The sequence below is a fragment of the Mumia sp. zg.B53 genome (assembly GCF_019550935.1).
Taxonomy (GTDB): domain Bacteria; phylum Actinomycetota; class Actinomycetes; order Propionibacteriales; family Nocardioidaceae; genus Mumia.
Genome location: NZ_JAHWCK010000004.1, coordinates 335,250 through 362,018 on the forward strand (window position 1 = coordinate 335,250; position 26,769 = coordinate 362,018).

Genomic DNA, 26,769 nt, shown 5'->3' on the forward strand with positions numbered 1-26,769 from the left:
GTAGCCGATCGTGACAGCCGCTACGCGGTCAGCGCAGGGCCGCGTCGCGAGGGTCCCGACGTGGGGCGCCCGGCCAGCACGGTCTCCCATGCGAGGGCGAGACGGTCGACGGCGTCGTCGATGGCGCCCGTGCTGCGGTCGTACGGAAGGCGCAGAGCGGACTCACCGCCGCCGTCGGCGTAGAACCGTGGGCCGGCGGTGAGCAACAGGTCCTGGGCCTCCGCGGCGACGACGAGCCGGCTCGAGGCCCGCCTCGGCAGGCGCACCCACAGCGACAACCCGCCGGCGGGGGAGTTGAGACTCCAGTCGGGCAACCGATCGGTCACCGCCGTCCTGAGTGCGGACCGGCGCGCGCGCAGGGTGTCTCGGCGCTCGTCGAGCACCTCCTCGCGGACGCGGAGGAGCTCCGCGACCGCGAGCTGCTCGAGCACCGGCGTGCCGATGTCGAACGTCTCTCGCGCCGCGACCAGCCGCGGGACGACGGCGTGCGGGGCGCGGATCCACCCGATCCGCAGGCCACCCCAGAACGACTTGCTCGCGGAGCCGAGCGTGATCGCGCCTGGATGGTGCGCGGCCAGCGGGACCGGCATCGCACGCTCCTCGACGTCGAGCGCGAGGTCGAGCATGGTCTCGTCGACGATCGGGACCGTCGTCGAGCGACGCAGGATCGACGCCACCTCGTGACGCATGATGTCGTCCATCAGTGCGCCCGTGGGGTTCTGGAAGTCCGGGATCAGGTACGCCCACGCGACGGGCGCCGCGCGGACGGCCGCGGCGAGCGCGTCGAGGTCGAGGCGGTGGCCGTCGTGCGGCACGCCGAGGACGCGCAGGCCGGTCCGGCGCAGCGAGTCGATGGCGTTCGGGTACGTCGGGCTCTCGACCACGACGCGATCGCCTCTCGCGGCGAGGGTCCGGCTGACGAGGTTGAGCGCGGACTGGGCCCCCGAGGTGACAAGAATCTGGTCGGGATCGGTGGGCAGCCCGCGGTCGGCGTAGCGCTGCGCGACGAGCTCGCGGAGCACCGGGACGCCCACCGTCTCGTACCCGGTCTGCGCGAGGTAGGCGGGCAGCTGTTCCAGCGCGCGGCTGTAAGCCAGCCCGACGCCTGGGGCCGCCTGGCCGGCAGCGATCGTCCAGCCCACCATGCTCGATCCGCTGGGAGGCGTGTACGGAGGACGGGCACCGCGAGGCAGGGTGACGACGCTGCCGGACCCACGCCGCGAGACCAGCAGCTCGGCATCCCGCAGCACCGCGTAGGCGCGGGTCACCGTCGTCCGGCTCAGGGGGAGGGCGGCGGTGAGCTCGCGCTCGCTCGGCAGCCGTGTGCCGGCCGGGATGCGCCCGTCGAGCACGAGGAGTCGGATGAGGTCGGCCAGCTCGCGGTACCCGGGAGGGTCGTCCGCCTCGATGTCGAGCAGGACGTGGAGACGCTCCGCCGACAGGACCGATGTGGGAGCCATGTAAGCCACCATGTCACGATTGGCTATCGAACGGTAGGCCAATCGCGACGATGATGGACGGCATGGCCCGCGTCCCGTACACCCCTGACACCCAGTCATCCCTCGACCAGCTTCGGTCGGGAAAGCTCGGGCGCCGGCTTCCTCAGCTCGTGTTCGGGCTCATGCTCTACGGCTGGTCGATGGCGCTGATGATCGAGGCAGGCCTCGGTCTGGACCCGTGGGACGTCTTCCACGAAGGACTCACGAAGTACCTCCCGCTCACCTTCGGGCAGGTCACGATCCTCGTCGGTGCCGCAGTTCTGCTGCTGTGGATCCCGCTGCGCCAGTGGCCCGGTCTCGGCACGATCCTCAACGTGATCCTCATCGGCCTCGCCGTCGACCAGGGCCTGTGGCTGCTCGCGCAGCCAGACTCGCTCCTGCTGCGCGTCGTGATGCTGGTGGCCGGTGTCGTGCTCAACGGTCTTGCCGGCGCGCTCTACATCGGGGCGCACCTCGGGCCTGGCCCCCGTGACGGGCTCTTTCTGGGGCTGGTTCGCCGCACCGGCTACAGCGTCCGGTTGATGCGGACGTCGGTCGAGATCACGGTGCTCGCCATCGGCTGGCTGCTCGGCGGGACGGTGGGTGTCGGCACCGTGCTCTACGCGCTGACGATCGGGCCCCTCGTGCAGGCGTTCCTGCCGCTGGTCCAGGTCCGGATGCCGGAGCCTGAGCCTGCAGCGAGCCCGAGCGAGGTCAGACCCGCGTCGCCAGGATGACCGACGCGTCCGGCGCGACCATCACCTCGACGGCGACGAAGCGTTCGTCGGTGAGCCACTGCTCGCGGACGGTGTCGACCCTGCCCTCGTAGATCGGGGGCCAGGTGTGCGACGGCGTGAAGTCGTCGAGGACGGCGATCCCGCCGATCTCCATGAGGTCGGCGACCTGGTCGACGGCGCGCTTCACGTCGCGCACGTCGACGAACAGGAGCGAGAACGGTGCGTGCTGCTCGAGGGCGCTCCAGTCACCGGAGGTCACCTCGACCGTCGGGGTGTCGGAGAACAGGTCCTGCACCGCCTCGGCCAGCGTCGGGTCGAGCTCGGCGCTGACGATCCGAGCACCCTCGGAGACCCCGCTCGACAGCCACGCGGATCCGACGCCGCACCCGGTCCCGAGCTCGGCCAGCGTGCCCCTGCGCGAGGCGGCCAGCGCGGCGAGCAGGCGTCCGGTCTCGTTGCGGGTCGCGGTGATGAAGCCCTTGCGCCGTGACAGGTCCAGGGCGCGCGCGACAAGGGGCGGAACTTCGGTGGGGGCACTCACGTCGCGAGTCTGTCACACGCCACAGCCTGGACACGAGTCTCAGTCAGCGAGATCGTCGGCGGAAATCGGGACAGAGCGGGCGAGTCCGACGTACCGTCGACCCATCATGCGGAAGCAGGTAGTAATCCTCGGCTGCCGCGGCGAGGCCTCCTAGGCCGACACCTCGCCGCGGAGCTTGGCGTTGGCCGACTACCCGCAGCGAGGATCCCGCACCGTACGACCCTCCTCCCGTTCGGGGAATCGGTTTCCAGCGCCATCGGCCAGGACCGACACCAACCCGAAGAGGAGAGAACGATGTCCGAGACGCAGATGCAGTACTCCGAGTGGGGCCCGAGCCGCCACTGGTCCGACGAGTCCCGCGGCGAGGGTCCCCGCAACCCCGTGCAGACCGCCCTCGACCTCCGTGACAACGGCGGCCCGCGACCGGACGACAACTGACCATCATCCGAGATCCCGGTATCAGATGCTGGGACTGGCGCCAGTAGAGTGCACCCATGACACGCAGCTTCTCCCTGGCCGTGATCCCCGGAGACGGGATCGGCCCCGAGGTCGTCGCCGAGGCGACCCGCGTCCTCGACGAGGTCGCGCGCGTCCACGGGATCACCTTCACCCAGACGCCGTACGTTCTCGGTGCCGAGCACTACCTCGAGTCAGGAGAGGTTCTTCCTGACGCGACGCTGGCCGAGATCCGCGGCCACGACGCGATCCTTCTCGGAGCGATCGGCGGCAGGCCGGGCGATCCCCGCATCCCCGCCGGACTCCTGGAGCGCAACCTGCTCCTGCGTCTGCGCTTCGAGCTCGACCACTACGTGAACCTGCGTCCCACCAGGACGTACTCGCAGGTCGACTCCCCGCTGCGTGACGCGGGCGAGGTGGACTTCGTCGTCGTGCGCGAGGGCACGGAGGGCCCGTACGTCGGTAACGGCGGCCGGTTGCGCGCCGACACTCCCCACGAGGTGGCGACCGAGGTCAGCCTCAACACCGCCTTCGGTGTCGAACGCGTCGTGCGCGACGCCTTCGCGCGGGCCCGGACGCGCCGCAACAAGCTGACGCTCGTCCACAAGACCAATGTGCTGGTCCACGCGGGCAGCCTCTGGTCACGCATCGTGGACCAGGTCGCGCCGGAGTTCCCCGACGTCGCCGTCGACTACCTCCACGTCGACGCGGCGACGATCTTCCTGGTGACCGATCCCGCCCGCTTCGACGTCATCGTCACCGACAACTTGTTCGGTGACATCCTGACCGACCTGGCCGGGGCGATCTCCGGAGGCATCGGCCTCGCCGCGAGCGCGAACATCAACCCCGACCGTACGGCGCCGAGCATGTTCGAGCCCGTGCACGGCTCCGCCCCCGACATCGCAGGGCAGGGCGTCGCCGACCCGACCGCTGCCATCGGATCGGTCGCACTGCTCCTCGCCCACCTCGGTCTCACCGAGGCCGCCGCGCAGCTCGACCGCGCGATCGCGGCGGACATCACCGCCAGGACAGGACGGCGCACCACCAAGGAGGTGGGGGAGGCCATCGCGTCGCGTGTGGCCGGTGACGTACCGGAGGTGTGACCTTGCCTCCTCTCGTCCCCCTCTGAAAGGTCCAGTACCGTGCCACTCATGACCACCTCTGCCGACGCCACGTTCTCGTTCGCGCTCGAGCCGACCCCGTCGCCCGTGCCAGAGCAGCGTCGCGCCGAGATCCTCGCCGACCCCGGGTTCGGGCGCTACTTCAGCGACCACATGTTCACCGCCGAGTGGACGCCGGAGACCGGATGGACGGCGCCGACGATCAAGCCGTACGGTCCGCTCCAGCTCGACCCCGCCACCGCGGTCCTCCACTACGCCCAGGAGATCTTCGAGGGTCTCAAGGCGTACGCGCACGACGACGGCTCGATCTGGACGTTCCGTCCCGAGGAGAACGCCCGGCGTTTCCAGCGCTCGGCGCACCGCCTCGCGCTCCCCGAGCTCCCGGTCGACTGGTTCGTCGGCTCCATCGATGCGCTCGTCGAGACCGACCGCGCGTGGGTCCCGACCGGCGGCGAGACCAGTCTCTATCTGCGGCCCTTCATGTTCGCCTCCGAGGCGTTCCTGGGCGTGCGACCGAGCAAGCACGTCACGTACTGCGTGATCGCCTCACCCGCAGGCGCCTACTTCTCCGGTGGGGTCAAGCCCGTCAACATCTGGCTCACGCGCGAGTACGCCCGCGCCGGCGCCGGCGGCACGGGCGCGGCGAAGTGTGGTGGCAACTACGCCTCGAGCCTCCTCCCGCAGCAGATCGCCGCCGAGCACGGGTGCGAGCAGGTCGTGTTCCTCGACTCCGAGAAGCACACCTACATCGAAGAGCTCGGGGGCATGAACCTCTACTTCGTCCACGACGACGGCACCATCGTGACGCCGGCCAGCGACTCGATCCTCGACGGCATCACGCGCGACGCGGTCAGCACGATCGCAGCCGACCTGGGTCGCACCGTCGAGCAGCGTCGCTACACCATCGACGAGTGGATCGACGGTGTCGCGAGCGGACGGGTGACCGAGGTGTTCGCCTGCGGCACCGCAGCGGTCGTGACGCCGGTCGGTGCCCTGCGCTGGGACGGTGGCGAGGCGGTCTGCAGCGACGGCGACGGCGGCAAGGTGACGATGGCGATCCGCGAGGCGCTCATCGATCTCCAGTACGGCCGCGCCGAGGACACCCACGGCTGGATGCACCGCATCGGATGAGGCGTGGTCGGCGGCGACTGCCGCCGACCTCGCCGTACGACGTCAGCGTCCGACGGTGACGACGACCTTGCCGCGGTTGCGGCCGGCCATCAGCCGGGCGAACGCCGCGGGCGCGGAGGCGAGACCCTCGTGGCGCTCCTCGTGCAGCGTCAGCGATCCGTCGGCGAGCAGTGCCGCGACCTCGGCGAGCTGGGCGCCGACGAGGTCGACGTGGTCGTACACGACCATCCCGTGCACCGTGGCGCGCGCCATGATGATCGCGGCGACGGGCAGCGTCGTGGGAGGCCCGTCGTTGTACTGGTCCATGAGCCCGCACAGCGAGACCCTCGCGTGCGGCGCGAGCCGGCGCACCACGGCGTGCAGCGTCGGCATGTCGCCCATGTGCAGATAGCCGTCGATGCCGTCCGCGCACGCCGCTGCCAGCGCGTCCTCCCAGCCGTCGCGCCCGCGGACGACCGCCGCCGCGTACCCGAGCCGGTCGATCGCGTCCGCCGCCTTGTCGTCGTCGCCCACGATCGCCACCGTCCGCGCCCCACGGTCGCGGGCCAGCGCCCCGGCGACAGAGCCGACGCCCCCGGTCGCCGCGCCGACGACCACGGTTTCGCCGGGCCGAGGTGTGAGGTGTCGGACGATCGCGGCGTACGCGGTGAGCCCCGGCATCCCGAGTGCGCCGAGCGCGGCGGAGGCGGGGACCCCAGCGGGCACACGGACGAGTGTGGTCTGCTTCGCGGCGACGACGGCCTCGGCCCGCCAGCCGGTCTCGGCCAGCACGAGCGCTCCCTCGGGGATGTCGGCGGCGCGCGACGCGAGCACGCGCCCGACGGAACGACCGGGGACGACGTCGCCGACGGCGACGGGGGCGTCGTCGAGGTGCCGTCCCGCCAGCGTCGAGCGGAGGTAGGGGTCGAGCGAGAGGTCGAGCACCGAGACGCGGACCTCGTCGTCACCGAGTGTGGGAACCTCGACCTCGGAGAGGGCGAGGTCGTCCGGCCGGGGGAGTCCGCTGGGGCGGCGGCGCAGCACGACGGCGTCGACGTGGCGGGGTGCAGTCATCGGAGGGCCTCTTCCTCGGTGAAAGTGTGCTGAGCCATAATGGAACACCATTCCATCAGGTGTGACGACGGATCCCTTCGGTCGGCACGCCGCGTCGGAAGGAGCGCCGGTGCCACCGTCGGACTCCCACCTCTTCGGTCCGCTCGTCTCCGCGCGCGATCTCGACGCGCAGCGCCGCCTCTTCGTGTCCGTGCTCGGGATGGAGGAGCGGGGAGAGACCGTGCTCGGCGCGCGTGACGCGGGCGTCCTCCTCGGCGCCGGAGCGGGGGAGACCTCCGTCGTGGCGCTGCAGACTCCTGGAGCCGTCGCGGGAGCCGTGGTGTGCCGGTTCGAGGCGCCCTCGGACGAGACGGTCCGTGATCCCGCTGCGCCGCTGGACCGCGACGCGTTCAAGGTCATCGACTTCCACGCGCCCGACCTCGCGGCGGCGGCCGCCCAGGCCGCGGCGGCCGGCTTCGACGTGACGACGCCGGACGGTGAGTACGACATGGCAGGCACCGGGCTGAGAGAAGCACACGTCCGAGGCGCCGACACCCTCACGGTGGCCCTGCTCGGCGGCGCGCCCGGAGCGCTCGATCCCTACGTACGGGTGACCGACAGGGCGGTCAGCGAGGTCCTCGGCATCACCGCGCCCGTGAGCGACGTCGACGCGGCCGCGGCCTTCTGTGCCGACGTTTTCGGCTGGAAGGTCGTGCACGAGTACGTCGTCGACGGCGCGTCCGTCGCCGACCTGGTGGGTGCTGGCACGCGGGTCAGGATGGAGGGCTGCTGTGTCGGGACCGCCGCCGACGAGCCGTACATCGGGCTGGTCAGGTACGTGGTCGAGCGCGGTGGGGAGGCGGGTGCGTCGCTGCGGGGGCGCGCCGTCCCCCCACGCCGCGGCCTGCTCGGTGCGGTGGTCGTCACCGGCGACCTGGACGGCGTGCGAGACCGTGCGGGCGTGCTGGCGGGGGAGACGGTCGGTCTGACGCTCGCGCCGTTCGGCGAGACACGGGCGGCGGTGGTCCACCCTCCGTCGGGAGTGCCGCACCTGGTGATCGAGGTCCAGGGAGACCAGGCATGAACGAGACGTTCGACGTGATCGTCGTGGGTGCCGGGACCGCGGGCATCCCCTGCGCCGTCCATGCCGCTGACGCCGGCGCCCGTGTGCTCCTCGTGGAGAAGGACACCCGCATCGGCGGCACGCTGCACCTCAGCGGAGGACACATGGCGGCCGGTGGCTACCGCCGCCAGCGCGAGCGGGGGATCGAGGACAGCCCCGAGGCACATCTGGCCGACATCCGCCGCATCAGCAGCGGGACAGCGCGCGACGATCTGGTCCAGATCGTCGCCCGCGAGGCTCCGGCGACCCTCGACTGGCTCGACGACCACGGCTTCGCCTTCGCGCCCGAGACACCGCGGATCATCTACGGGCACGAGCCGTACGAGACGCCGCGGACCAGCTACGGCACCGACGAGGGCGTGTCGGTCCTCGACGTGCTCAGGCCCGAGCTGGAGCGTGCGTGCGCCGAGCAGGGCCTGGTGCTGTGGACGAACGCGGCCGTGACCGAGATCCTGACCGACGAGTCCGGGGCGGTCGTCGGGGTCGACGTCTATCGCGAGGGTCGGGACGTCGCGGTGTCGGCCGCCGCCGTGGTGCTCGCGACCGGTGGCTACGGCGCCGACCCCGACCTCTTCGCCGAGCTCGAGGGCGCACCGCTGGTCTCGGCCGCGGCGCGCACCGCGACCGGCGACGGACTCCACCTGGGGATGTCGGTCGGCGCGCGGCTGCAGGGACAGGGAACCTCTCTTCCCACGTTCGGCGGACTCCCCGATCCCCGTACCCCCGGGCGCGCCAACTGGTCCGACCGGCAGCGGCTCACCAGCGAGCGTCCCCCCTGGGAGATCTACGTCGACCGGCACGGTCGGCGGTGGGTGGCCGAGGACGAGGAGTCGATCGACCTCAAGGAACGCGCGCTCGCCGAGGTCACCGACCAGACCTTCTGGACGGTCTTCGACGACGTGGCGCTGTCGGCCGCGTCCGGGACGACGCAGCAGATGGTCGTCGGCAAGGAGCCGGACGAGGTCCGCGCGATGATGAACACCCGTCCCGGCCTGCATGCCGCCGACACCCTCGACGATCTCGCGGACCTCGCAGGCATCGACGCCGCCGGCCTGCGCGAGACCGTCGGCACCTACAACGAGGCGGTCGCGAGCGGGCACGACCCGGCGCACGGGCGGACGTTCCTCCCGGCGCCCATCGCCGCTCCGCCGTTCTACGCGGTCCGGAACCACGCGATCACGTTGGTGACCTTCCAGGGCCTGGACGTGGACACATCCCTCGCGGTCCGGGACGAGTCGGGGAACCCGATCCCCGGGCTGTACGCCGTCGGCGAGGTCATCGGCGCGGGCGCGACCTGTGGCAACAGCTTCTGCTCGGGGATGCTCGTCACCCCCGCACTCACCTTCGGCCGGCTCCTCGGGACCGACCTGGGGCGAGCCGTCACGCCGAGAAGAGAGCCTTAGCCGGGTCGTCGTGCAGCGTGACCACCAGGAGGTCACGGTCGGCGTCGTAGGCCAGCGTCACGTCCACACGTCGTGCGAGGGTCGGGTCGTCGCCGCCGGCGCCGGCGTCACCGTAGCCACGGGCGACGTCGCGCAGCGTGATGGTGGCCGGCCCCACCGGGTCGTTGTCGGGCCACTCCTCGGTCACACGCTGGGCGATCCCCGTGAGCACCGCGTCGTACATCGGCAGGGCATCGGGGTCGGCGTCCGGCACCACGAGCTCCGGCAGGCCGAACCTCGCCAGGCCGTGGGTCGTGGTCGTCGACTCGTCGGGACGCTCCAGGACGAACCACTCGCTGATCCTTAGCACCTCGGGGTGCGGCGCTTCGGGTCCGAGCAGGCGGGGAACGGCCGCGTCCACCACGATGCCGACGTGCTCGGCGGCCAGCGCCCGCGCCTCGGCCTGGGTGCGTCGCTGCACCTCCAACGCCTCGGAGACGTCGGACTCCGCGGACACGGCGGTCGCGTACGTCAAGGACTCGGCGTAGCGGACCGCCTTGGGGCTCGAGCCCCGGGCGAGCAGGAGGCTCACAGGCGGCAGCGGAGGAGCGGGGGAGTCGGACTCGAGCGGCTCGTCGGTGAGGACGACGTACAGCGCGGCGACCCCGCGGGGGATCGGGACGGGCCGCGTCACGACGTCGTCGGGTCCGAGCCGACCTGCACCAGGAGCTTGCCGAAGTTGGTGCCCTTGAGCATCCCCACGAAGGCGTCGGGCGCGTTGTCCAGTCCTTCGACGACATGCTCCCGGTAGCGGATCTTGCCCTGGGCGACCCAGTCGCCCATCTCCTCCTGGAACCGGCGGTAGTGGAGCCTGACGAACTCGCGCTGGATGAAGCCGCGGACGGTGAGGCTGCGGACGAGGATCCGGTTCATGAGGGCGGGCAGCCGGTCGGGGCCCTCGGGGGTGCCCGTCGCGTTGTACTGCGAGACGAGGCCGCACACCGGGATGCGACCGAACTCGTTCATGCGTGGCAGCACCGCCTCGAAGACCTTGCCCCCGACGTTCTCGAAGTAGACGTCGATGCCCCCGGGAGTCGCGGCGGCGAGCTGGTCGACGAAGTCGGGTGCGCGGTGGTCGATCGCCTCGTCGAAGCCGAGCTCGTCCTTGACATATGCCACCTTGTCCGGTCCGCCGGCGATCCCCACGGCGCGCGCGCCCTTGATCCTTGCGATCTGGCCGACCGCCGAGCCGACCGGTCCGGCGGCCGCGGCGACCACGACCGTCTCGGACGGCTGTGGGTCGGCGATCACCAGCAGGCCGGCGTACGCAGTGAACCCGGGCATCCCGAGCACGCCGAGCGCCGTCGTGATGGGGGCGCGTGCCGGGTCGATCCGACGTACGGCCTTGTCGGAGGCCACGGCGTACTGCTGCCAGCCGGTGTGGGCGAGGACGATGTCGCCCACCTCGTACAGGTCGCTGCGGGTGGCGACCACCTCGCACACCGTCCCGCCCTCCATCACGCCGCCGACCGGGACCGGGACGGCGTACGACTCGGCCTCCGACATCCGACCGCGCATGTAGGGGTCGAGGGAGAGGTAGATCGTCCTCAGGAGCAGCTCGTCGGGGCCCGGCTCGGCCGTCGGCTCGTCGTCGAGGACGAAGTTGTCCGACGTGGGCTCGCCGTGCGGTCGGCTGGCGAGCCGCACGGCGCGGTTGATCGTGGGCATTGAGGCTGCGCTGGAAGTCATGGTTCTCTCAGTCTAGAGTGGGTCCCATGCATCACATGACCCTCGTGATCATTCATCAGCGCGTCTGACCCGCGATCCGGGTCCGACGCGCAGCCTCTCGTACTCCGAGGGGCTTTTTTGTTGTCCCGCGCGCGAGGAAGTTCCACCATGAGCACCGCACCCGACCCCACGTTCCACGTCTACGACACCACCCTGCGCGACGGCGCCCAGCAGGAGGGTCTCAACCTGTCCGTCGCCGACAAGCTCGTGATCTCGCGCCACCTCGACGAGCTGGGCGTGGGCTACATCGAAGGCGGTTGGCCGGGCTCGAACCCGAAGGACACGGAGTTCTTCGCCCGCGCGCGGACGGAGCTGTCGCTGCAGAACGCGACGCTCGCCGCCTTCGGGGCGACCCGCCGTGCCGGGTCTGCCGCGGGCGACGACGCGCTCGTCGGGGCGTTGCGCGACTCGGGCGCCTCGGTCGTGACGCTCGTCGCCAAGAGCCACGACCGCCATGTCGAGCTCGCGCTGCGGACCACGTTGGAGGAGAACCTCGCGATGGTCCGCGACACGGTGCGCCACCTGCGTTCAGAGGGGCAGCGCGTCTTCCTGGACTGCGAGCACTTCTTCGACGGATACCGCGCCAACCGGTCCTACGCGCTGGAGGTTGTCCGCGCGGCCGCCGAGGCGGGCGCCGAGGTCGTCGTGCTCTGCGACACCAACGGCGGCATGCTGCCGCACTGGGTCGGCGAGATCGTCTCCGACGTCGCCGCGACCACGGGAGCGCGGCTGGGCATCCACGCCCACAACGACACCGGCTGCGCGGTGGCGAACTCGGTGGCCGCCGTCCAGGCCGGTGCCACGCACCTGCAGGGCTGCATCAACGGGTACGGCGAGCGGACCGGCAACGCCGACCTCGTCACGTCGGTCGCCAACCTCGAGCTCAAGCTGGGTCAGAAGGTCATGCCACGGGGCTCGCTGCGGGAGGCGACCCGCATCGCCCACGCCATCGCCGAGGTGACCAACTATCCGCCCGGCGCGCGGCAGCCGTACACGGGCGTCTCGGCCTTCGCGCACAAGGCGGGCCTGCACGCGAGCGCGATCCGGGTCGACCCCGACCTCTACCAGCACATCGATCCCGAGCTCGTCGGCAACGACATGCGTCTCCTCGTCTCAGAGATGGCCGGCAGGGCGACGATCGAGCTCAAGGGCAAGGAGCTCGGCTTCCACCTCGCCGACGACCCGGCGATGCTGGTGCGCGTGACCGAGGTCGTGAAGGAGCGTGAGCAGGCCGGCTACACGTTCGAGGCGGCCGACGCGTCGTTCGAGCTGCTGCTGGCCGGGCTCGTCGAGGGCCGGCGGCCCTCCTACTTCGACGTGGAGTCGTGGCGCGTGATCACCGAGTCGCACCACGCGGCGGGGGAGGAGGCACCATCGGAGGCGACGGTCAAGCTGCGTGCGGGCGGCCGTCGGTACGTCGTGACCGGCGAGGGCAACGGTCCCGTCTCAGCGCTCGACCATGCGCTGCGTACGGCGATCGAGCAGGCGTTCCCTGATGTGTCGACGTTCGGGCTGAACGACTACCGCGTGCGCATCCTCGACGAGGCCGGCGGGACGGACGCGAGGATCAGGGTTCTCCTCAGCACCACCGACGGCAGATCGACCTGGACCACGGTCGGCGTCGGGCACAACATCGTCGAGGCGTCCTGGGAGGCGCTGCTCGACGCGTTCACGTACGGGTTGCGCCACCACGGCTGACGTCAGCACCGACGAGAGGACCCGACGACCACCCCGTACTGCGTGATCGTCGGGTCCCGCGTCAGCGTGTCACCAGTTGGTCGCGCCACCCGGCAGCCGCTTGCCCGGCGGCCGGTACAGGTACGAGACTCCGCCGGTCGAGTCCTGCCAGACCTTCTCGAAGTTCTCGCGGGTGTAGACGTTGCGGACGGCCTCGTTGCTGCTCGACGCAGGGTCGTTGAGGATCGGGTCGCCGTCAGCGGTGAAGCCGATGAGCACCATCAGGTGGCCGTTGGTCTCGTAGCCCGCCTCGGGCATCTCGTCGAGGTCCCACGACAGCGACGTGATCACCGGGATCCCCGCCGCGACCAGCCGCTCCGCCTCGGCGAGCGACCGCAGTCGGGTGACGAACGTGTCGAGCCCGAAGGTGTGGGCGTACGCCGCGTTGAACGGCCAGTTGCCCGCACCCTCGTAGGTGTAGTCCCACGTCTTGATCGCGGCGTAGTCGACCTGGGGGTCCCCGTTGGGAGCGACGATGTCAGCGAGCTCTCGGCGCGGCACCTGGTAGCGCTTGCCCCAGTAGTACTGCACCATCGTCGTCGACGTGGGCGAGCACCAGACCTGGCCGCCGCCGCCGAACTCGGGGTACTCGCCCTTGTGGATGTTCTGCGAGAACCGAGGGACGGGCAGCTCGACGTGGCGGCCGAGCGTGAAGTCGCTCGTGACCCCGTCGTCTCCGGCGAGCAGCTCGTTGGTCATGGTCGTGACCCCGTCGAGGCGCGGGGACTTCCGGGTGCCCTCAGGACGGAGCAGCGTGACCCGCGTCTGGTAGGCGACCGGCTCTCGGCCGGTGCGGGCGGAGAACGTGTCCGTCCAGATGTTGGCGTTGGCATCGCCCTGGCCGTCGACCGACGTCCGGTGGATGTCGCCGGCCGCGAAGTCGTCGCCGGAGGCCCAGCGGCCCATCACGTACCACTTGGTCCACGTGCCGTCGGGCAGCTTGCCGCGGAAGGTGGTCTCGACGAACGTGCCGGTCGGTGTCCGCGCGTTCCAGGACGTGATCGACTCGTCGATCGCGTAGCCGGGCGTGACGACCGGGGACGTCCAGCGTCCGTACACGTACGACTTCTCCGTGCCGGCCGCGAAGGGGTCGGCGTAGGTGGTCGTCCGCTTCGACCTGGGGCTGATGACGAGGCTCCCGTCGAGCGCGGGGATCACGCCCTCCCAGGTGCCGCGTGCGAAGTCGCGGACGCTGTCCCAGTGCTTCGCGGTGATCTGGGGCGACGCGACGGTGGGCTCGGATGTGGCGTTGACCGGGGCGACCGGGGCGGTCACGGCGGCGATGGTGGCAAGGCTTGCGATACCTATCGCGGTCTGACGGAACATGGCGCTCCTCGGGCTGGTGAGTGCGGCGATCTTCCCGCACGATCAGCCTGGCAGGGAACACTGCGTCTCGCCCCTCGGATGGTAGACGTCGGGGCCGCCCGCGTCGCGGTGCGATATCCGGAACGTATCCCGAGTCAGGCAGTCTGGAGCCGGGCATCCGTCCCGCCGGCGCGGGCCGCCGTGGGGCCCGTCGGTCGGGAGCGGCGCGTGCCGAGGGAGCGCTGGGCGAGCCGCTCGTAGCGGTCGAGGGCCGCGATCGGGTCGCGGTAGAGCGGCCCGAGCGCGATGGCACCCGCGGCTGCCGCCTGCACCTCGGCGCCGAACCGCGAGAGCGAGATCGGGACCGGACCGAGGCCGGTCGTCCGGCGGAACGCGTCGAGGACGACCGGCGCCGCGGGCGGATAGGCAGTGAATGCCTGCCCGGCCAGGACCACCCTGTTGGGGTCGAGGAGATCGCGGACGATCGCCACCGCCCGCCCGAGGTGGTCGGCCCGCGCCATGAGCAGCGCGTGCGCCGTCGCGTCCCCGCTGAGCCCCGCGGCGTGCACCAGCTCGACGTCGGGCCGGGTCACGATGCCCGCGGCGTGCGCGGCCGGCCCGATCGCGGCGACGGTGGCGCCGAGGCAGCCGCGTGACCCGCAGGAGCAAGGGGCGTCGGAGGTGGTGGGCAGGTGGGTGACACTGCCGGTCCGGCGTCCGCCCGACGGGACGGCGCCGTCATGCACCGTGGCCACGCCCACGGTCTCTCGTGCGTAGACGTAGACCGTCGTGCCCTGGGCGTGCTCCGGCGACGACAGGAGGTCGGCCGCAGCGACCGCGGCGACGTGGTCGGCCGTGGCGGTGGGCAGCGCGGTGACGTCGCGCAGCGCACGCCCGGCGACCATCGGTGAGCGGTCCAGCGCCTCCCACGGTGCGACGACGGCCGCGGTCACGAGCGTGCGGTCGCCGATGCCGGCCCGGAGCCCGACCAGACGACGAGCGGCGACGGTAGCGAGGTCGCGGTCGCTGCCCCGGGTCGGGAGATGGGCGATGCCGAGGACCCGTCCCCGGAGGTCGGTCAGGGCGACGGTGGTCACCAGCCGCCCGATGTGGACGGCGCCGGCCGACAGGCGCCTGTCGTCGACCTCGACCGGGATGCTCGGTCGCCCGACGTGCCCGCTGCGCGTGCAGTCGGGGCGTTCGCGCAGCAGCCCGCGCCGTGCCAGGGCGGTGACCTGCCGACCGACGGTCGCGGCGCTCAGACCGGTGGAGTCCGCGATCTGGTCCCGGAAGGCGACCCCGTGGTGGAGAACCGTGCGAAGCACGAGCCCGGCGGTCGAGCTGTCCTGCTGGAACGTCTTCACGAGCCCTCGTTTCGTCACGGCGTCATCGCGGAGCCACTTAAGTGGATAAAGTTAGGTGACTAGAGCGACCTTAGCGTCAGCGGGCTCCTCGGCGCAGCATTCTCGACCGCTGGGACGTCGGCGCGGTTGCCGTCAAGGTGACCGCAACCCTTCGACGACCCGCCCTGGCGGGTCACCCTGGGAGAGTGCGGGTGGAGGGCAGACGGCGGCCCTCCACCCGCGTGCCTCTCCGCGAGGAGACGCTCAGCGTGTCTGGGCGCCTGCGGCGAGGGCGCGGTCGTAGTCGGCGAGCAGACGCGCGCGCAGACCGGCCGCGCGCTCGGCGTGCGCGCGCTGGAGCCGTACGTACTCGGCCTTGCCCTCGGGCGTCTCGATCGGCACCGGCGTGCAGCCCAGCGCGGAGAGGTCGTACGGCGCGGCGCGCATGTCTAGCTCGCGCACGTCACGGGCCAGCGCGAAGCAGTCGACCAGCAGGTCGGAGTCTCCGTACGGCACGAGCTTCATGGCCCACTTGTAGAGGTCCATGTTGGCGTGCAGGCAGCCCGGCTGCTCCATGGCGCGCTGGGTCTCACGGCTCGGCGACGACGCGTTGCGGGGTGCCGCCTCCGGCGTGAAGAACCGGTAGGCATCGACGTGGGTGCACCGGAGCTGGTGGGCCTCGACGACGGCATCGGTCCCAGCCGTGCCCAGGCGCAGGGGCCACGACGCATGGCGGACCTCGTCGGGAGCCTGGCGATAGACCATGGCCCACTCGTGCAGACCGAAGCAGTCGGTGCGGCCCGGACGCGAGGCCGTGAGCGCGAGCAGACCGCGGGTCCACTCGAAGCCGTCCCGTCGGCCGGCGATCCGCCCCAGGTCGGCGCCGACGCCGTCGTCGTACGTGCGGTACGTCCCGAGCTGCGCGTACTCCGACGCGTCACCGCCGAGCACGACGCCCGCGCCGGGGTGCCAGCGCATCAGCCGAGCGGGGGAGTAGCCGTAGTACTCGAAGAGGAAGTCGTCGACCGGATGCTTCTCGCCGCGTTGCCGGCGTCGCACCCGGCCGGTGACGTAGGGCTCGACCCGGGCGCGGTGACGCTGCGCCCGCTCGCGCCAGTCGCGCTCGTCGAGCCTCAGGCGCACTGGTCGCAGGTCCCGAAGATCTCGAGGGTGTGCGACATCTGCCGGAACCCGTTCTCGGCACCCACCTGCTCGACCCACCGTTCCAGCGCCGGGCCCTGGACCTCCACCGTGCGGTTGCACTCACGACAGACGAGGTGGTGGTGATGGTGGTCGGTCATGCACCGGCGATAGAGGACCTCGCCGTCGTCGCTGCGCAGCTGGTCGACCTCCTCGGCGTCGACCAGCGCCTGGAGATTGCGGTAGACCGTCGACAGCCCGACGGACTCGCCGCGGTCACGCAGCGCGTCGTGGATCTCGCGCGCGCTCGCGAAGCCGTCGAGGTCGGCCATCACAGCGGCCACGGCGCGCCGCTGGCGCGTCGTACGCACAGGCGTCTCGGTCATGCGGCCTCCTCCGCGAGGTCGTGCGCCGGGCGGCCCCGCCGTCGCCACGAGCGTGCGAGGTGCCCCACCACCGCCACGGCGAGGAATACGGCGAGGCCGACGATGACGATGGTCGGGCCGGGCTGGGTGTTGATCTCGTAGCTGCCGAGCAGGCCCGCGACGGCGGCGAAGGTGCCGATCACCATCGCGAGGAGGAACGTGCCGCGGAAGCTGCGGCTCACCTGCTGCGCCGCGGCGACCGGCACCACCATGAGCGCCGAGACCAGCAGCAGCCCGACGGTCCGCATCGACACGGTGACCGTCACCGCCGCGAGCACGGCGATCAGCAGGGCGTACGCCTGCACGGGCACGCCGGAGACGCGCGCGTGCTCCTCGTCCTGGCACACCGCGAACAGCTGCGGCGACAGGCCGATCCCGAGCAGGAGGACGACCGCCCCCAGGATGCCGACGATGACGAGGTCGCCGGCGCCGATGGTCGTGATCGACCCGAAGAGGTAGCTGTTGAGCGCTGCTGCCGAGCCGCCGGCGAGGTTGGTCAGCATGACGCCGCCGGCCAGCCCGCCGTAGAACAGCAGCGCGAGGGCGACGTCGCCGCTCGTGCGGCCGTACGTGCGCAGCAGCTCGATCGCGACGGCGCCGAAGATGCTCACGACGACGGCGGTGAGCAGCGGCTGGGTGTTGGTGAGCAGGCCGGCGGCGACTCCGGTGAGGGCGATGTGGCCGATCCCGTCGCCGAGGAGCGCGAGGCGCCGCTGCACGAGGTACATGCCGATCGCCGGCGCCGTCAGGCCGGTGATGACAGCGGCGAGCAGTGCTTGTCGCATGAAGTCGTACGAGAGGATGTCGATCACGCCGGCCACACCCCCGACTCGTCGATCCCGGTCCGCGGCTGAGGGGCGACCAGGTGCGGATGGTGCTGGTTGTGCGGCTCGGCGGCTGCGGCGGGGTCGCCGCCGGAGCACGGACCGTCGTAGGAGACACGGCCCGCGCGCAGGACGACGGCCCGGTCGATCATGGGCTCGAACGGTCCCAGCTCGTGCGCGATCATGAAGATCGCACGGCCCTCGCCCAGGAGCCGCGCGAACAGCTCCGCGAGCGCAAGCTGGCTGCGGGCGTCGACCCCGGCGGTGGGCTCGTCCATCACCAGGAGGTCGGGGCGCGAGGCCAGACCGCGGGCGATCATCACGCGCTGCTGCTGTCCGCCCGACAGCTCGCTGGCCGGCTCGTCGGCATAGCCCTCCAGGTCGACGAGCGAGATCGCCTCGGCGACACTGCGACGGTCCTCGCGGGAGGAGAGTCCGGCGAACGGTCGCCGCGAGAGGCGACCGCTCATCACGACCTCGCGGACCGTCGACGGCACACCGGCCGCCGCGGTGGACCGCTGCGGCACGTAGCCGATGCGCTGACGGTCGCGGAACCGCCGCAGCGGGGTGCCGAAGAGCCGGACCTCGCCTGCCGCGATCGGGATCACGCCCATCGCCGCCCGCATCAGGGTCGTCTTGCCCGAGCCGTTGCTGCCGAGCAGCACGACGAACTCCGACTCGTGGACGGCGAGGGAGACACCGCGCACGACCTCGCGTCCTCCCAGGACGACGTGCACGTCGTCGATGGTGAGCGGATCGGTGGAGGCGGAGGCTGTCATGAGCAGCGGTTCGCCTTCTGCAGGGCGGCGAGGTTCTGACGCATGAGCGTCAGGTAGGTGTCGTCGCTGTCGTCGTCGGTGAGTCCCTCGATGGGGGAGAGCACGGCGGTGGTCGCCCCGCTCTCGCGGGCGATCGTGTCCGCCGTGCGCGGGCTGGTGAGCTCTTCGGTGAACACGGTGGTGACGCCTTGGCTCTCGACCAGGTCGGCGATGTCGGCGAGCTGCTGCGTCGTGGGCTCGGTGTTGGGCTCGATCCCGGCGATCGCGACCTGCGTCAGGTCGTAGGCGTCGGCCAGGTAGCCGAAGGCCGCGTGGCTGGTGACGAACGTGCGGGTCTCGCACTGCGCGAGGCCCTCGTCGAACTCGGTGCCCAGAGCCGTGAGCTCGGTGTCGAGCGCGCCGGCGTTCGTGCGGTAGGCGTCGGCGTTGTCGGGATCGATCTCGGCGAGCCGCTCGGCGACGGCGTCGGCGATCTCGCTCATGCGTTCGGGGTCGAGCCACACGTGAGGGTCCTCGCCCTCGTGGTCACCCGTCGCGTGGTCATCGTCTGCCTTGCCCCCCTCCTCGACGGTGTGGTCGTCATCGGTCACGCCGAGGAGCTCGACGACGTCGGCCACGTCGAGCCGCGCCTCGTCGGGCAGGCCGCTCTGGTCCACGGCTTCGTCGACCTGCGGCTGGAAGCCGTGGAGGAACACGACGAGGTCGGCGTCGGTCACCGCCGCCATCTGCTTGGCGGTGAGCTCGACGTCGTGCGGCTCGACGCCCGGCTGCGTCAGGTTGTCCACGTCCACCATCGTGCCCCCGATCTGCTCGACCACGTACGCGAACGGGTACGCACCGGCGACCACCTTGACGGGGTCGTCCGACCCGCCGGCGTCGTCACCGCCGCACGAGGCGAGAGCGAGGACGAGCGGAGCGACGGCGAGGGCGCAGAGCCGACGACGGGCCGAGAAGAGGCGGAGCATGAGGGAGAGCCTATTGCAGTTGGGAACCATTCTCAAAACGGATTCTGCTGCAGGCCTCGTCTCACCCGAGCATCGCCGTCACGAAGCGGCCCACCGTGAGCGCGACCAGGATGCCGAGGACCAGCATCCTCAGGCGAGCGAGTCCGCTGTCCTGAGCGGGGGACCGGAACGCCATCCACCCGACGAAGACGATGAGGAGCAGCAGGGCCGGGACCCCGATCCACGGGTCTGCCGCCAGCCCGACCACGAGGAGCGCGGCCCCCGCGACGGGGACGGCGACGCGTGCGCCCCGGGAGCTCTGGAGCCGTTCGAACAGGTCGCTCATGGCGTCATCCTGCCGTACGGGTGAGGCGCTGGATACGCTGCGCGCGTGCTGGTCATCACACGGTTCCGCGTCCCCTCCGCACGCGCCGACGTCTTCGCCGACGATCTACGCGCCGTCGTCGAGGCGTTTCGAACCCGCCCCGGCCTCGTCGACGCCTTCGTCGGGCGCAACCTCGACGACGCGACGCTGTGGACGCTCACCACGCGCTGGGAGGGCGTCGGGGCCTACCGTCGAGCGCTGTCGGCCTACGACGTGAAGGTCGCCACCGCCGCCCCCTACGCGTTGGCCCTCGAGGAGCCCGCGGCCTACACCGACGCGTACGACGACATCGCCGACGTGGCCGGTGACGCCACGCCGCCGCTCGGGAATAGGTGAGCAGCGCGACGCCTTGGCGGCAGGCATGAGCCTCATGAGCATCGAGCTGGGTGACGGACTGCGGGTCAGCGCGCAGGGATTCGGCGGGATGGCGCTGACCGCGGTGTACGGCGGGACGGACCCCGACACCGCGCTCGCGACCCTCGCCCACGCCGTGGATCTCGGCGTGACCTTCGTCGACACCGCCAACGTCTACGGCAACGGGACCAACGAGGAGCTGATCGGCCGGCTGCTCGCCGAGCGCCGCGACGAGGTGCAGCTTGCGACGAAGTTCGGCGTGTCGGGCAACATCACCACGGGCGAGCGCGTCGTCCGGGGCGACGCGCCGTACGTCCGTGAGTGCCTGGAGGCCTCCTTGACGCGGCTCGGCACCGACGTCGTGGACCTCTACTACCTGCACCGCGTGGACCCCGACGTCCCGATCGAGGAGACCGTCGGCGCGATGGCCGAGCTCGTGCACGACGGGAAGGTGCGTCACCTCGGACTCTCCGAGGTGACCGCCGACGAGCTGCGTCGTGCCCACGCCGTGCACCCGGTCGCGGCCGTGCAGAGCGAATGGTCGATCTGGAGCCGCGACGTCGAGCGCCATGTCGTCCCTGCGGCGATCGAGCTGGGCGTCGGCTTCGTCCCGTACTCGCCGCTCGGACGCGGGTTCCTCGCGGGCTCCGTCGACGTCCTGCCCGACGGCGACATGCGGCACACCTTCCCTCGGTTCGGGGCGGAGGCGCTCGACGCCAACCAGGTCGTGGTCCAGACCGTCCGCCGGGTCGCCGACGAGGTGGGCGCGACACCGGCCCAGGTCGCGCTCGCCTGGCTGTACGAGCACGGGCGACGCCTCGGCCTCCCGATCGTGCCCATCCCGGGGACGCGCCGGCCCGAGCGTGTCGACGAGAACGTCGGTGCCGTGTCCGTGCGCCTCGACGCCGCCTCGCTGGCCATGCTGGACGACGTCTCGTCCGCCGTGGTCGGCGACCGCTCCGCAGACCCCACCTGGGTCTCCGCGGGACGCGAGTAGGGCTCGGAGGCGCCCCTCGTCCGTCAGCGGCGAGGGAGTAGCCTGGAGCGGCCAACTCGGGCGCGGTCCGCCACGGCGCACCGCCCATGCCCGCCGACACCCAGCCGGAAACGGAGCACACCTGTGCCTGCCTCTGTGATCGACAACGTCGTCAGCCTCTCCAAGCGCCGGGGCTTCGTGTTCCCCAGCGGCGAGATCTACGGAGGCACGCGCTCCGCCTGGGACTACGGTCCGCTCGGCGTCGAGCTCAAGGAGAACATCAAGCGCCAGTGGTGGCGGGCGATGGTCCAGCGCCGCGACGACGTCGTCGGCCTCGACTCGTCCGTGATCCTGCCGCGCCCGGTCTGGGAGGCGTCGGGCCACGTCGACGTCTTCACCGACCCGCTGATCGAGTGCCAGCACTGCCACAAGCGGTTCCGTGAGGATCACCTCCAGGAGGCGTACGCGGCCAAGAAGGGCATCGAGAACCCTGACGACGTGCCGATGGCCGAGGTCGTGTGCCCCCACTGCGGCACCCGTGGTCAGTGGACCGAGCCGCGCCAGTTCTCCGGTCTGCTCAAGACCTTCCTGGGTCCGGTCGACTCCGAGGAGGGCATGCACTACCTGCGTCCCGAGACGGCTCAGGGCATCTTCGTCAACTTCGCGCTCGTGATGGCCGCGGCCCGCAAGAAGCCGCCGTTCGGCATCGCCCAGCTCGGCAAGTCGTTCCGCAACGAGATCACGCCCGGCAACTTCATCTTCCGCACCCGCGAGTTCGAGCAGATGGAGATGGAGTTCTTCGTCAAGCCGGGCACGGACGAGGAGTGGCACCAGTACTGGATCGACGAGCGCATGCGCTGGTACACCGACCTGGGGGTGGCCGCCGACAACCTCCGGCTCTACGAGCACCCGGCCGAGAAGCTGTCGCACTACTCCAAGCGCACCGTCGACATCGAGTACCGCTTCCGCTTCGCCGGCTCGGAGTGGGGCGAGCTCGAGGGTGTCGCCAACCGCACCGACTTCGACCTCGGCACCCACTCCAAGCACTCGGGCAACGACCTCTCCTACTTCGACCAGGAGCTCGGTGAGCGCTGGACGCCGTACGTCATCGAGCCCGCAGCGGGCGTGAACCGGTCGATGATGGCGTTCCTCGTCGACGCCTACCGCGAGGACGAGGCGCCCAACGCCAAGGGCGGTGTCGACAAGCGCACCGTGCTCGCGCTCGACCCGCGCCTCGCGCCGGTCAAGGCCGCGGTGCTGCCGCTCTCGCGCAACGAGCGGCTGAGCCCCGCCGCCCGCGATCTCGCCGCGGAGCTGCGACAGAGCTGGAACGTCGAGTTCGACGACGCCGGCGCGATCGGCCGCCGCTACCGCCGCCAGGACGAGATCGGCACGCCGTTCTGCATCACCGTCGACTTCGACACCCTGGATGACAACGCGGTGACCATCCGCGAGCGCGACACGATGACGCAGGAGCGCGTCGCGCTCGACCAGGTCCCTGCGTACCTCGCGGCGCGGCTGATCGGCGCATGACACGACGTACGGCCCGGGGCGGCGGCCTGGTCGCCCTGGCCGTCGCCGTGGGGCTGGTCCTCGCAGGGTGCAGCGGCGGCGACGACGAGGGGTCGGCCGACGCGACGCCGGAGCCGTCGTCCGCGGTGGAGCTCCCCGACGGAGTGGAGCTGACCGAGGCCGGGGCGGAGGTCGCGCTGGGCAAGCCCGCCACGGTCGGCTATCCCGTCGGCGAGGCGGCGAGCGCGATCACGGTGACCGTCTCGTCGGTGAAGCCGGGGAAGATCGCCGACCTCGCGGGATACGTGCTCGACCCGGTGTCGGCGACCTCCACCCCGTACTACGTCGGTGTCCAGGTGCGCAACGACGGTCCTGACCCGCTCGGTGGCGCCGCGGTCCCCGTGTACGGGTTCGACTCGACACCGGCCTACTTCCCCCCGACGACGTTCAGGGGCGAGCCGTACAAGCGTTGTGCGGGCGGTGCGCTGCCGAAGGCCTTCGAGCCGGGCGCGACGTGGAAGGGCTGCTTCGTGCTGCTCGTACCGAAGGGTGCGACGCTGCAGTCGGTGCAGGTACGGACGTCCGATCTCGCCAGCCCGGTCTCCTGGCCCGTCGGCTGAGGCACGCTGGCATGCTTGGCCCATGCGCGAGGTGATGCAGTCCACGAAGCTGGCCGACGTCCTCTACGACATCAGAGGACCGGTTCTCGAGGAGGCCAGGCGCCTCGAGGACGAGGGCCACCGCATCCTCAAGCTCAACATCGGCAACCCCGCGCCGTTCGGGTTCGAGGCACCCGACGAGATCCTCGTCGACATCATCGCCAACCTGCACCAGGCCCAGGGATACAGCGACTCCAAGGGCCTGATGCCCGCGCGCCGGGCGATCGTGCAGCACTACGAGGAGCGCGTCTGCGACGTCGACGTCGAGGACGTCTACATCGGCAACGGCGTGTCCGAGCTCATCGTGATGGCGATGCAGGCGCTGCTCGACGACGGCGACGAGGTGCTCGTGCCGATGCCGGACTATCCGCTGTGGACCGCCGCGGTCAGCCTCGCCGGCGGGACCGCGGTGCACTACCGGTGCGACGAGGCCTCGGACTGGAACCCAGACCTCGACGACCTGCGCTCCAAGGTCACCGACCGCACCAAAGCCGTCGTGGTGATCAACCCCAACAACCCGACCGGTGCCGTCTATGCACCGCAGGTGCTGGAGGAGATCGCGCAGGTGGCGCGCGAGAACGAGCTGATCGTCTACGCCGACGAGATCTACGACAAGATCCTGTACGACGACGCCGAGCACACCTTGATGGCGTCGGTGGCCGACGACATCGTCTGCGTCACCTTCAACGGCCTCTCCAAGGCGTACCGCGTCGCCGGCTTCCGCAGCGGCTGGATGATGATCACCGGCCCGAAGCACCATGCGCGCAGCTACATCGAGGGCCTCAACATGCTGGCCAACATGCGGCTGTGCCCCAACGTGCCGTCCCAGTACGCGATCGCGACCGCGCTCGGGGGTCGGCAGTCGATCAACGCGCTGCTGCTGCCGGGCGGACGGCTCCTCGAGCAGCGCAACCGGGCGTACGAGCTGCTCACCGCGATCCCCGGCGTCAGCTGCGTCAAGCCGAGGGGTGCGCTCTACATGTTCCCGCGGCTGGACCCGCAGATGTATCCGATCGCCGACGACGAGAAGTTCGCCTACGAGCTGCTCCGGGAGCAGAAGCTGCTCGTGGTCCAGGGGACCGGGTTCAACTGGCCGACGCCGGACCACTTCCGGATCGTCACGCTGCCTCGGCTCGAGGACCTCGAGGACGCCGTCGGCCGGATCGCGCGCTTCCTGGAGACCTACGCGTCCTGAGGACGCCCACGACGCCCCGGCGGTGCCTGGCCGCTCGGGTCGGTTGACCGCGCCTGGGAGAATGGACGTCATGCCCACGACCGCTCCCGTACGCCCGTCGCTGCGCCTCGGCGACCTCGAGGTCGCGACACCGGTCGTGCTCGCCCCGATGGCCGGCGTCACCAACGCCGCCTTCCGGCAGCTGTGCGCGGAGCAGGGCGCGGGTCTCTACGTCTGCGAGATGATCACCTCGCGCGGGATCGTCGAGCGCGACCCGATCAGCCTGCGGATGCTGAGCTTCGCCGCGGCGGAGTCGGTGCGCTCGGTCCAGCTGTACGGCATCGACCCCGTCTATATCGGCCGCGCGGTGCAGATCCTCTGCGACGAGTACGGCGTCGCGCACGTCGACCTCAACTTCGGCTGTCCTGTCCCCAAGGTGACCCGCAAGGGTGGCGGTGCCGCTCTGCCGTGGAAGTCGACCTTGCTCGGCGAGATCCTGACCGCGGCCGTCCGTGCCGCGCGACCGTACGGCGTGCCGGTGACGATGAAGACCCGCAAGGGCATCGACGAGGACCACCTGACCTACCTCGACGCCGGACGCATCGCCCAGGAGGCCGGGTGCGCCGCGATTGCGCTGCACGGCCGTACGGCGGCCCAGCACTACTCCGGCCGTGCCGACTGGGAGTCGATCGCCACGCTCAAGCAGGCCGTCGACATCCCGGTGCTCGGCAACGGTGACATCTGGGAGGCCTCCGACGCGCTCGCGATGGTGGAGCAGACCGGCGCCGACGGCGTCGTGGTGGGGCGTGGCTGCCTCGGGCGCCCGTGGCTGTTCCGCGATCTCGCGGCGGCGTTCGCCGGCGAGCAGGACACGGCCATGCCGTCGCTCGGAGAGGTCGCGGGGTGGATGCGGCGGCACGCCGAGCTGCTCTCGGCCGACATGGGCGAGGAGCGCGGGTGCATCGAGTTCCGCAAGCACATCGCGTGGTACCTCAAGGGCTTCCGGGCTGGGGGCGAGATGCGCCACGCGCTCGCGACGATCAGCTCGCTGGGAGCCCTCGACGCGCTGCTCGCCGACCTCGACCACGACGAGCCGTACCCGGTCGCCGAGCTCGGCAAGCCGCGCGGGCGGCAGGGGAGCCCGAAGCGGGTCGCCCTGCCCGACGGCTGGCTGACCTCGCGCGAGGTCACCCACATCGACGCCGCCGCCGAGGACGCAACCTCCGGCGGCTGAGCGCGGACCCCGTCCCCGTTTTGTCGACTTCCGGTCGCTTTCTGCGCCGCAGACCGTCCACAAGTCGACGAAACGCGGACGGCGTCCACAGGTGGGCTCGGCCTGCGCCCCAAGGTGGCCGACGGGAACCACCGTGACCGGGTGAAGCCCATACCCGCCCCCTTGTACGACCGTCCATTCACGAGCACGGAGGCAGCGCGCCACGGACTGTCCGCGCGCGGCCTGCGTGGCCGTCGGTTCCGAGCGCTCTTCCGTGGGGTGCACGTGCGCGCCGACCTGGCCATGACGTGGGTGCTGTGGGTGCGAGCAGGCCTCCTGGTGATGCCCGAGGACGCGCTCGCGAGCCACCTCACCGCACTCCGGCTGTGGGGCCTGGCGCTCCGGTCGCCCCTTCCGTTGCACTTCTCGACGAACACCACCCGTGTCGTGGTCCGCGACGAGATCCGTCTGCACCGGCGTCGCGGGCGCCTGCACGCGTACGTCCGTGACCGCATCGCGTGCACGGGACCGGATCGGACCTACGTCGACTGCGCGACCGTGCTGTCGCTCGTCGAGCTGGTCCAGGCCGCGGACCACCTGCTCCACGCCGGCCACACCACGCTCGCCGGCCTCCGGTCGTACCTCGACGGCTGTCACCTCCACGGCGTGGTCCGTGCCCGGCGCGCTTTCACGCTGGTCCGGGAGCGAGTCGAGTCGCCGATGGAGAGCCTCGTCCGCCTCGCCCTCGTCTTCGCCCGTCTGCCCGAGCCGGAGTGCAACCGCGACATCACCGACGGTGCCGGTGGTTTCGTCGCACGCTGCGATCTGGTGTACGCGCGGTGGCACGTCGTCGTCGAGTACGACGGTGTGTGGCACGAACGCTCGCCGGAGCAACGGGCGTACGACCGGACCCGGCGCGAGCGGCTGGAACGCCTCGGCTGGACCGTCATCGTCGTGCTCGCCGACGACCTGCCCACGATGGAGCGCGTCGTCTGGAGGGTGTACGGCGCTTTGCGCGACCGCGGGTACGACGGGCCGCGCCCCCACCTCAATGCGATGTGGCTCCGCTGGTTCGGGTGACCCCGCGTCCGCGTCCGCATTTCGTCGATTTGCGGTCGGTCTGGGCGCACAGAACCGACCGCAAATCGACGAAACGCGGACGGTCGGCTGAGCGTCGGCGCCGCAGGCGTAGCCGCGGGCCGCGCGGGCC

At 71.2% G+C, this 26,769-nt stretch carries 27 protein-coding genes; 14 read left to right on the forward strand and 13 right to left on the reverse strand.

Annotated elements, in window-relative coordinates; genetic code table 11:
• Positions 1-20: 20 nt before the first annotated feature.
• Positions 21-1,460, reverse strand: a complete 1,440-nt coding sequence (locus tag KV102_RS15895) for a PLP-dependent aminotransferase family protein (protein ID WP_220346856.1) — start codon at positions 1,458-1,460, stop codon at positions 21-23.
• Positions 1,461-1,522: 62 nt separating this feature from the next.
• On the opposite strand from KV102_RS15895, the gene KV102_RS15900 reads away from it, so the two are divergent.
• The gene (locus KV102_RS15900) at positions 1,523-2,215 is read left to right on the forward strand and encodes a YitT family protein (protein WP_255559263.1); all 693 of its coding nucleotides are present in this window, start codon (positions 1,523-1,525) and stop codon (positions 2,213-2,215) included.
• Here the strand turns inward: KV102_RS15900 and KV102_RS15905 are convergent.
• Positions 2,193-2,756, reverse strand: a complete 564-nt coding sequence (locus KV102_RS15905; RefSeq protein ID WP_220341192.1) for an O-methyltransferase — start codon at positions 2,754-2,756, stop codon at positions 2,193-2,195. The two genes, KV102_RS15900 and KV102_RS15905, sit on opposite strands and share 23 nt — an antisense overlap.
• Before the next feature lie 294 nt (positions 2,757-3,050).
• Here KV102_RS15905 and KV102_RS15910 point away from each other — a divergent pair, with 294 nt between their 5' ends.
• The 3 genes from KV102_RS15910 to KV102_RS15920 are packed head-to-tail and all read left to right on the forward strand — an operon-like array spanning position 3,051 to position 5,464.
• On the forward strand, positions 3,051-3,194 hold the full coding sequence (locus KV102_RS15910) for a hypothetical protein (RefSeq protein ID WP_220341193.1): 144 nt from the start codon (positions 3,051-3,053) through the stop codon (positions 3,192-3,194).
• 56 nt (positions 3,195-3,250) lie between these two features.
• Positions 3,251-4,315 carry a 3-isopropylmalate dehydrogenase gene (locus KV102_RS15915; RefSeq protein WP_220346858.1) on the forward strand — a complete coding sequence of 355 codons (1,065 nt, stop codon included), beginning with the start codon at positions 3,251-3,253 and terminating at the stop codon, positions 4,313-4,315.
• 48 nt (positions 4,316-4,363) lie between these two features.
• A complete protein-coding gene (locus tag KV102_RS15920; protein WP_220341195.1) occupies positions 4,364-5,464 on the forward strand; it encodes a branched-chain amino acid aminotransferase in 1,101 nt (366 codons plus the stop codon).
• A gap of 42 nt (positions 5,465-5,506) precedes the next feature.
• On the opposite strand, the gene KV102_RS15925 is transcribed toward KV102_RS15920, so the two are convergent.
• Positions 5,507-6,517, reverse strand: a complete 1,011-nt coding sequence (locus KV102_RS15925) for an NADP-dependent oxidoreductase (protein WP_220346859.1) — start codon at positions 6,515-6,517, stop codon at positions 5,507-5,509.
• 109 nt (positions 6,518-6,626) lie between these two features.
• Between KV102_RS15925 and KV102_RS15930 the strand changes: the two genes are divergently transcribed.
• Positions 6,627-7,580 (forward strand): hypothetical protein, encoded by a 954-nt coding sequence (locus KV102_RS15930; protein ID WP_220346860.1) that lies wholly within the window; start codon positions 6,627-6,629, stop codon positions 7,578-7,580.
• Positions 7,577-9,022 (forward strand): FAD-dependent oxidoreductase, encoded by a 1,446-nt coding sequence (locus KV102_RS15935; protein WP_220346861.1) that lies wholly within the window; start codon positions 7,577-7,579, stop codon positions 9,020-9,022. Before KV102_RS15930 ends, KV102_RS15935 begins: the two co-directional genes overlap by 4 nt.
• On the opposite strand, the gene KV102_RS15940 is transcribed toward KV102_RS15935, so the two are convergent.
• Positions 9,000-9,695: a hypothetical protein gene (locus KV102_RS15940; RefSeq protein ID WP_220341199.1), complete on the reverse strand. Its 696-nt coding sequence runs from the start codon at positions 9,693-9,695 to the stop codon at positions 9,000-9,002. The two genes, KV102_RS15935 and KV102_RS15940, sit on opposite strands and share 23 nt — an antisense overlap.
• Positions 9,692-10,750: an NADP-dependent oxidoreductase gene (locus KV102_RS15945; protein ID WP_255561125.1), complete on the reverse strand. Its 1,059-nt coding sequence runs from the start codon at positions 10,748-10,750 to the stop codon at positions 9,692-9,694. Before KV102_RS15945 ends, KV102_RS15940 begins: the two co-directional genes overlap by 4 nt.
• Positions 10,751-10,897: 147 nt before the next feature.
• Between KV102_RS15945 and cimA the strand changes: the two genes are divergently transcribed.
• The gene (gene cimA / locus KV102_RS15950; protein WP_220346862.1) at positions 10,898-12,487 is read left to right on the forward strand and encodes a citramalate synthase; all 1,590 of its coding nucleotides are present in this window, start codon (positions 10,898-10,900) and stop codon (positions 12,485-12,487) included.
• A 69-nt stretch (positions 12,488-12,556) separates the two neighbouring features.
• Here the strand turns inward: cimA and KV102_RS15955 are convergent, their stop codons facing one another.
• From KV102_RS15955 to KV102_RS15990, 8 genes are all read right to left on the reverse strand, one after another.
• Positions 12,557-13,852, reverse strand: a complete 1,296-nt coding sequence (locus KV102_RS15955) for a C39 family peptidase (protein WP_220346863.1) — start codon at positions 13,850-13,852, stop codon at positions 12,557-12,559.
• A 134-nt stretch (positions 13,853-13,986) separates the two neighbouring features.
• Complete coding sequence (locus KV102_RS19660; protein ID WP_220346864.1) at positions 13,987-15,195, reverse strand: ROK family protein; 1,209 nt, start codon at positions 15,193-15,195, stop codon at positions 13,987-13,989.
• Between the two features lie 243 nt (positions 15,196-15,438).
• Complete coding sequence (locus tag KV102_RS15965) at positions 15,439-16,317, reverse strand: 3-methyladenine DNA glycosylase (protein ID WP_220341203.1); 879 nt, start codon at positions 16,315-16,317, stop codon at positions 15,439-15,441.
• The gene (locus KV102_RS15970) at positions 16,308-16,700 is read right to left on the reverse strand and encodes a Fur family transcriptional regulator (protein WP_220341204.1); all 393 of its coding nucleotides are present in this window, start codon (positions 16,698-16,700) and stop codon (positions 16,308-16,310) included. The genes KV102_RS15965 and KV102_RS15970 overlap by 10 nt, the downstream gene beginning before the upstream one ends.
• Positions 16,697-17,560 (reverse strand): metal ABC transporter permease, encoded by an 864-nt coding sequence (locus tag KV102_RS15975; protein WP_301021742.1) that lies wholly within the window; start codon positions 17,558-17,560, stop codon positions 16,697-16,699. The genes KV102_RS15970 and KV102_RS15975 overlap by 4 nt, the downstream gene beginning before the upstream one ends.
• Positions 17,548-18,342, reverse strand: a complete 795-nt coding sequence (locus tag KV102_RS15980) for a metal ABC transporter ATP-binding protein (RefSeq protein ID WP_220341205.1) — start codon at positions 18,340-18,342, stop codon at positions 17,548-17,550. Before KV102_RS15980 ends, KV102_RS15975 begins: the two co-directional genes overlap by 13 nt.
• The gene (locus KV102_RS15985) at positions 18,339-19,307 is read right to left on the reverse strand and encodes a metal ABC transporter substrate-binding protein (protein ID WP_220341206.1); all 969 of its coding nucleotides are present in this window, start codon (positions 19,305-19,307) and stop codon (positions 18,339-18,341) included. Before KV102_RS15985 ends, KV102_RS15980 begins: the two co-directional genes overlap by 4 nt.
• Positions 19,308-19,368: 61 nt before the next feature.
• A complete protein-coding gene (locus KV102_RS15990; protein WP_220341207.1) occupies positions 19,369-19,632 on the reverse strand; it encodes a hypothetical protein in 264 nt (87 codons plus the stop codon).
• 45 nt (positions 19,633-19,677) lie between these two features.
• On the opposite strand from KV102_RS15990, the gene KV102_RS15995 reads away from it, so the two are divergent.
• From KV102_RS15995 to KV102_RS19665, 7 genes are all read left to right on the forward strand, one after another.
• On the forward strand, positions 19,678-20,007 hold the full coding sequence (locus KV102_RS15995) for an antibiotic biosynthesis monooxygenase family protein (protein ID WP_220346865.1): 330 nt from the start codon (positions 19,678-19,680) through the stop codon (positions 20,005-20,007).
• A 25-nt stretch (positions 20,008-20,032) separates the two neighbouring features.
• Positions 20,033-21,022, forward strand: a complete 990-nt coding sequence (locus KV102_RS16000; protein WP_220346866.1) for an aldo/keto reductase — start codon at positions 20,033-20,035, stop codon at positions 21,020-21,022.
• A 123-nt stretch (positions 21,023-21,145) separates the two neighbouring features.
• Complete coding sequence (locus KV102_RS16005) at positions 21,146-22,534, forward strand: glycine--tRNA ligase (RefSeq protein WP_220341210.1); 1,389 nt, start codon at positions 21,146-21,148, stop codon at positions 22,532-22,534.
• Complete coding sequence (locus KV102_RS16010) at positions 22,531-23,133, forward strand: hypothetical protein (RefSeq protein ID WP_220341211.1); 603 nt, start codon at positions 22,531-22,533, stop codon at positions 23,131-23,133. Before KV102_RS16005 ends, KV102_RS16010 begins: the two co-directional genes overlap by 4 nt.
• Before the next feature lie 22 nt (positions 23,134-23,155).
• Positions 23,156-24,367, forward strand: coding sequence for a pyridoxal phosphate-dependent aminotransferase (locus tag KV102_RS16015; protein ID WP_220341212.1), 1,212 nt, complete (start codon positions 23,156-23,158; stop codon positions 24,365-24,367).
• Between the two features lie 70 nt (positions 24,368-24,437).
• A complete protein-coding gene (gene dusB, locus KV102_RS16020) occupies positions 24,438-25,580 on the forward strand; it encodes a tRNA dihydrouridine synthase DusB (RefSeq protein WP_220341213.1) in 1,143 nt (380 codons plus the stop codon).
• 141 nt (positions 25,581-25,721) lie between these two features.
• Complete coding sequence (locus tag KV102_RS19665; RefSeq protein ID WP_220346867.1) at positions 25,722-26,639, forward strand: DUF559 domain-containing protein; 918 nt, start codon at positions 25,722-25,724, stop codon at positions 26,637-26,639.
• Positions 26,640-26,769: the final 130 nt, after the last annotated feature.

Excerpts from the sequence above, each read along its gene's own strand:
- KV102_RS15945 (WP_255561125.1), bottom strand. The coding sequence starts at position 10,750 with ATGACTTCCAGCGCAGCCTCAATGCCCACGATCAACCGCGCCGTGCGG.
- KV102_RS15925 (WP_220346859.1), bottom strand. The coding sequence starts at position 6,517 with ATGACTGCACCCCGCCACGTCGACGCCGTCGTGCTGCGCCGCCGCCCC.
- KV102_RS15895 (WP_220346856.1), bottom strand. The coding sequence starts at position 1,460 with ATGGCTCCCACATCGGTCCTGTCGGCGGAGCGTCTCCACGTCCTGCTC.
- KV102_RS15990 (WP_220341207.1), bottom strand. The coding sequence starts at position 19,632 with ATGAGCGACCTGTTCGAACGGCTCCAGAGCTCCCGGGGCGCACGCGTC.
- KV102_RS15980 (WP_220341205.1), bottom strand. The coding sequence starts at position 18,342 with ATGACAGCCTCCGCCTCCACCGATCCGCTCACCATCGACGACGTGCAC.
- cimA (WP_220346862.1), top strand. The coding sequence starts at position 10,898 with ATGAGCACCGCACCCGACCCCACGTTCCACGTCTACGACACCACCCTG.
- KV102_RS15910 (WP_220341193.1), top strand. The coding sequence starts at position 3,051 with ATGTCCGAGACGCAGATGCAGTACTCCGAGTGGGGCCCGAGCCGCCAC.
- dusB (WP_220341213.1), top strand. The coding sequence starts at position 24,438 with ATGCCCACGACCGCTCCCGTACGCCCGTCGCTGCGCCTCGGCGACCTC.
- KV102_RS15915 (WP_220346858.1), top strand. The coding sequence starts at position 3,251 with ATGACACGCAGCTTCTCCCTGGCCGTGATCCCCGGAGACGGGATCGGC.
- KV102_RS15955 (WP_220346863.1), bottom strand. The coding sequence starts at position 13,852 with ATGTTCCGTCAGACCGCGATAGGTATCGCAAGCCTTGCCACCATCGCC.
- KV102_RS15985 (WP_220341206.1), bottom strand. The coding sequence starts at position 19,307 with ATGCTCCGCCTCTTCTCGGCCCGTCGTCGGCTCTGCGCCCTCGCCGTC.
- KV102_RS16015 (WP_220341212.1), top strand. The coding sequence starts at position 23,156 with ATGCGCGAGGTGATGCAGTCCACGAAGCTGGCCGACGTCCTCTACGAC.
- KV102_RS15900 (WP_255559263.1), top strand. The coding sequence starts at position 1,523 with ATGGCCCGCGTCCCGTACACCCCTGACACCCAGTCATCCCTCGACCAG.
- KV102_RS15935 (WP_220346861.1), top strand. The coding sequence starts at position 7,577 with ATGAACGAGACGTTCGACGTGATCGTCGTGGGTGCCGGGACCGCGGGC.
- KV102_RS16000 (WP_220346866.1), top strand. The coding sequence starts at position 20,033 with ATGAGCCTCATGAGCATCGAGCTGGGTGACGGACTGCGGGTCAGCGCG.
- KV102_RS16010 (WP_220341211.1), top strand. The coding sequence starts at position 22,531 with ATGACACGACGTACGGCCCGGGGCGGCGGCCTGGTCGCCCTGGCCGTC.
- KV102_RS15970 (WP_220341204.1), bottom strand. The coding sequence starts at position 16,700 with ATGACCGAGACGCCTGTGCGTACGACGCGCCAGCGGCGCGCCGTGGCC.
- KV102_RS15920 (WP_220341195.1), top strand. The coding sequence starts at position 4,364 with ATGACCACCTCTGCCGACGCCACGTTCTCGTTCGCGCTCGAGCCGACC.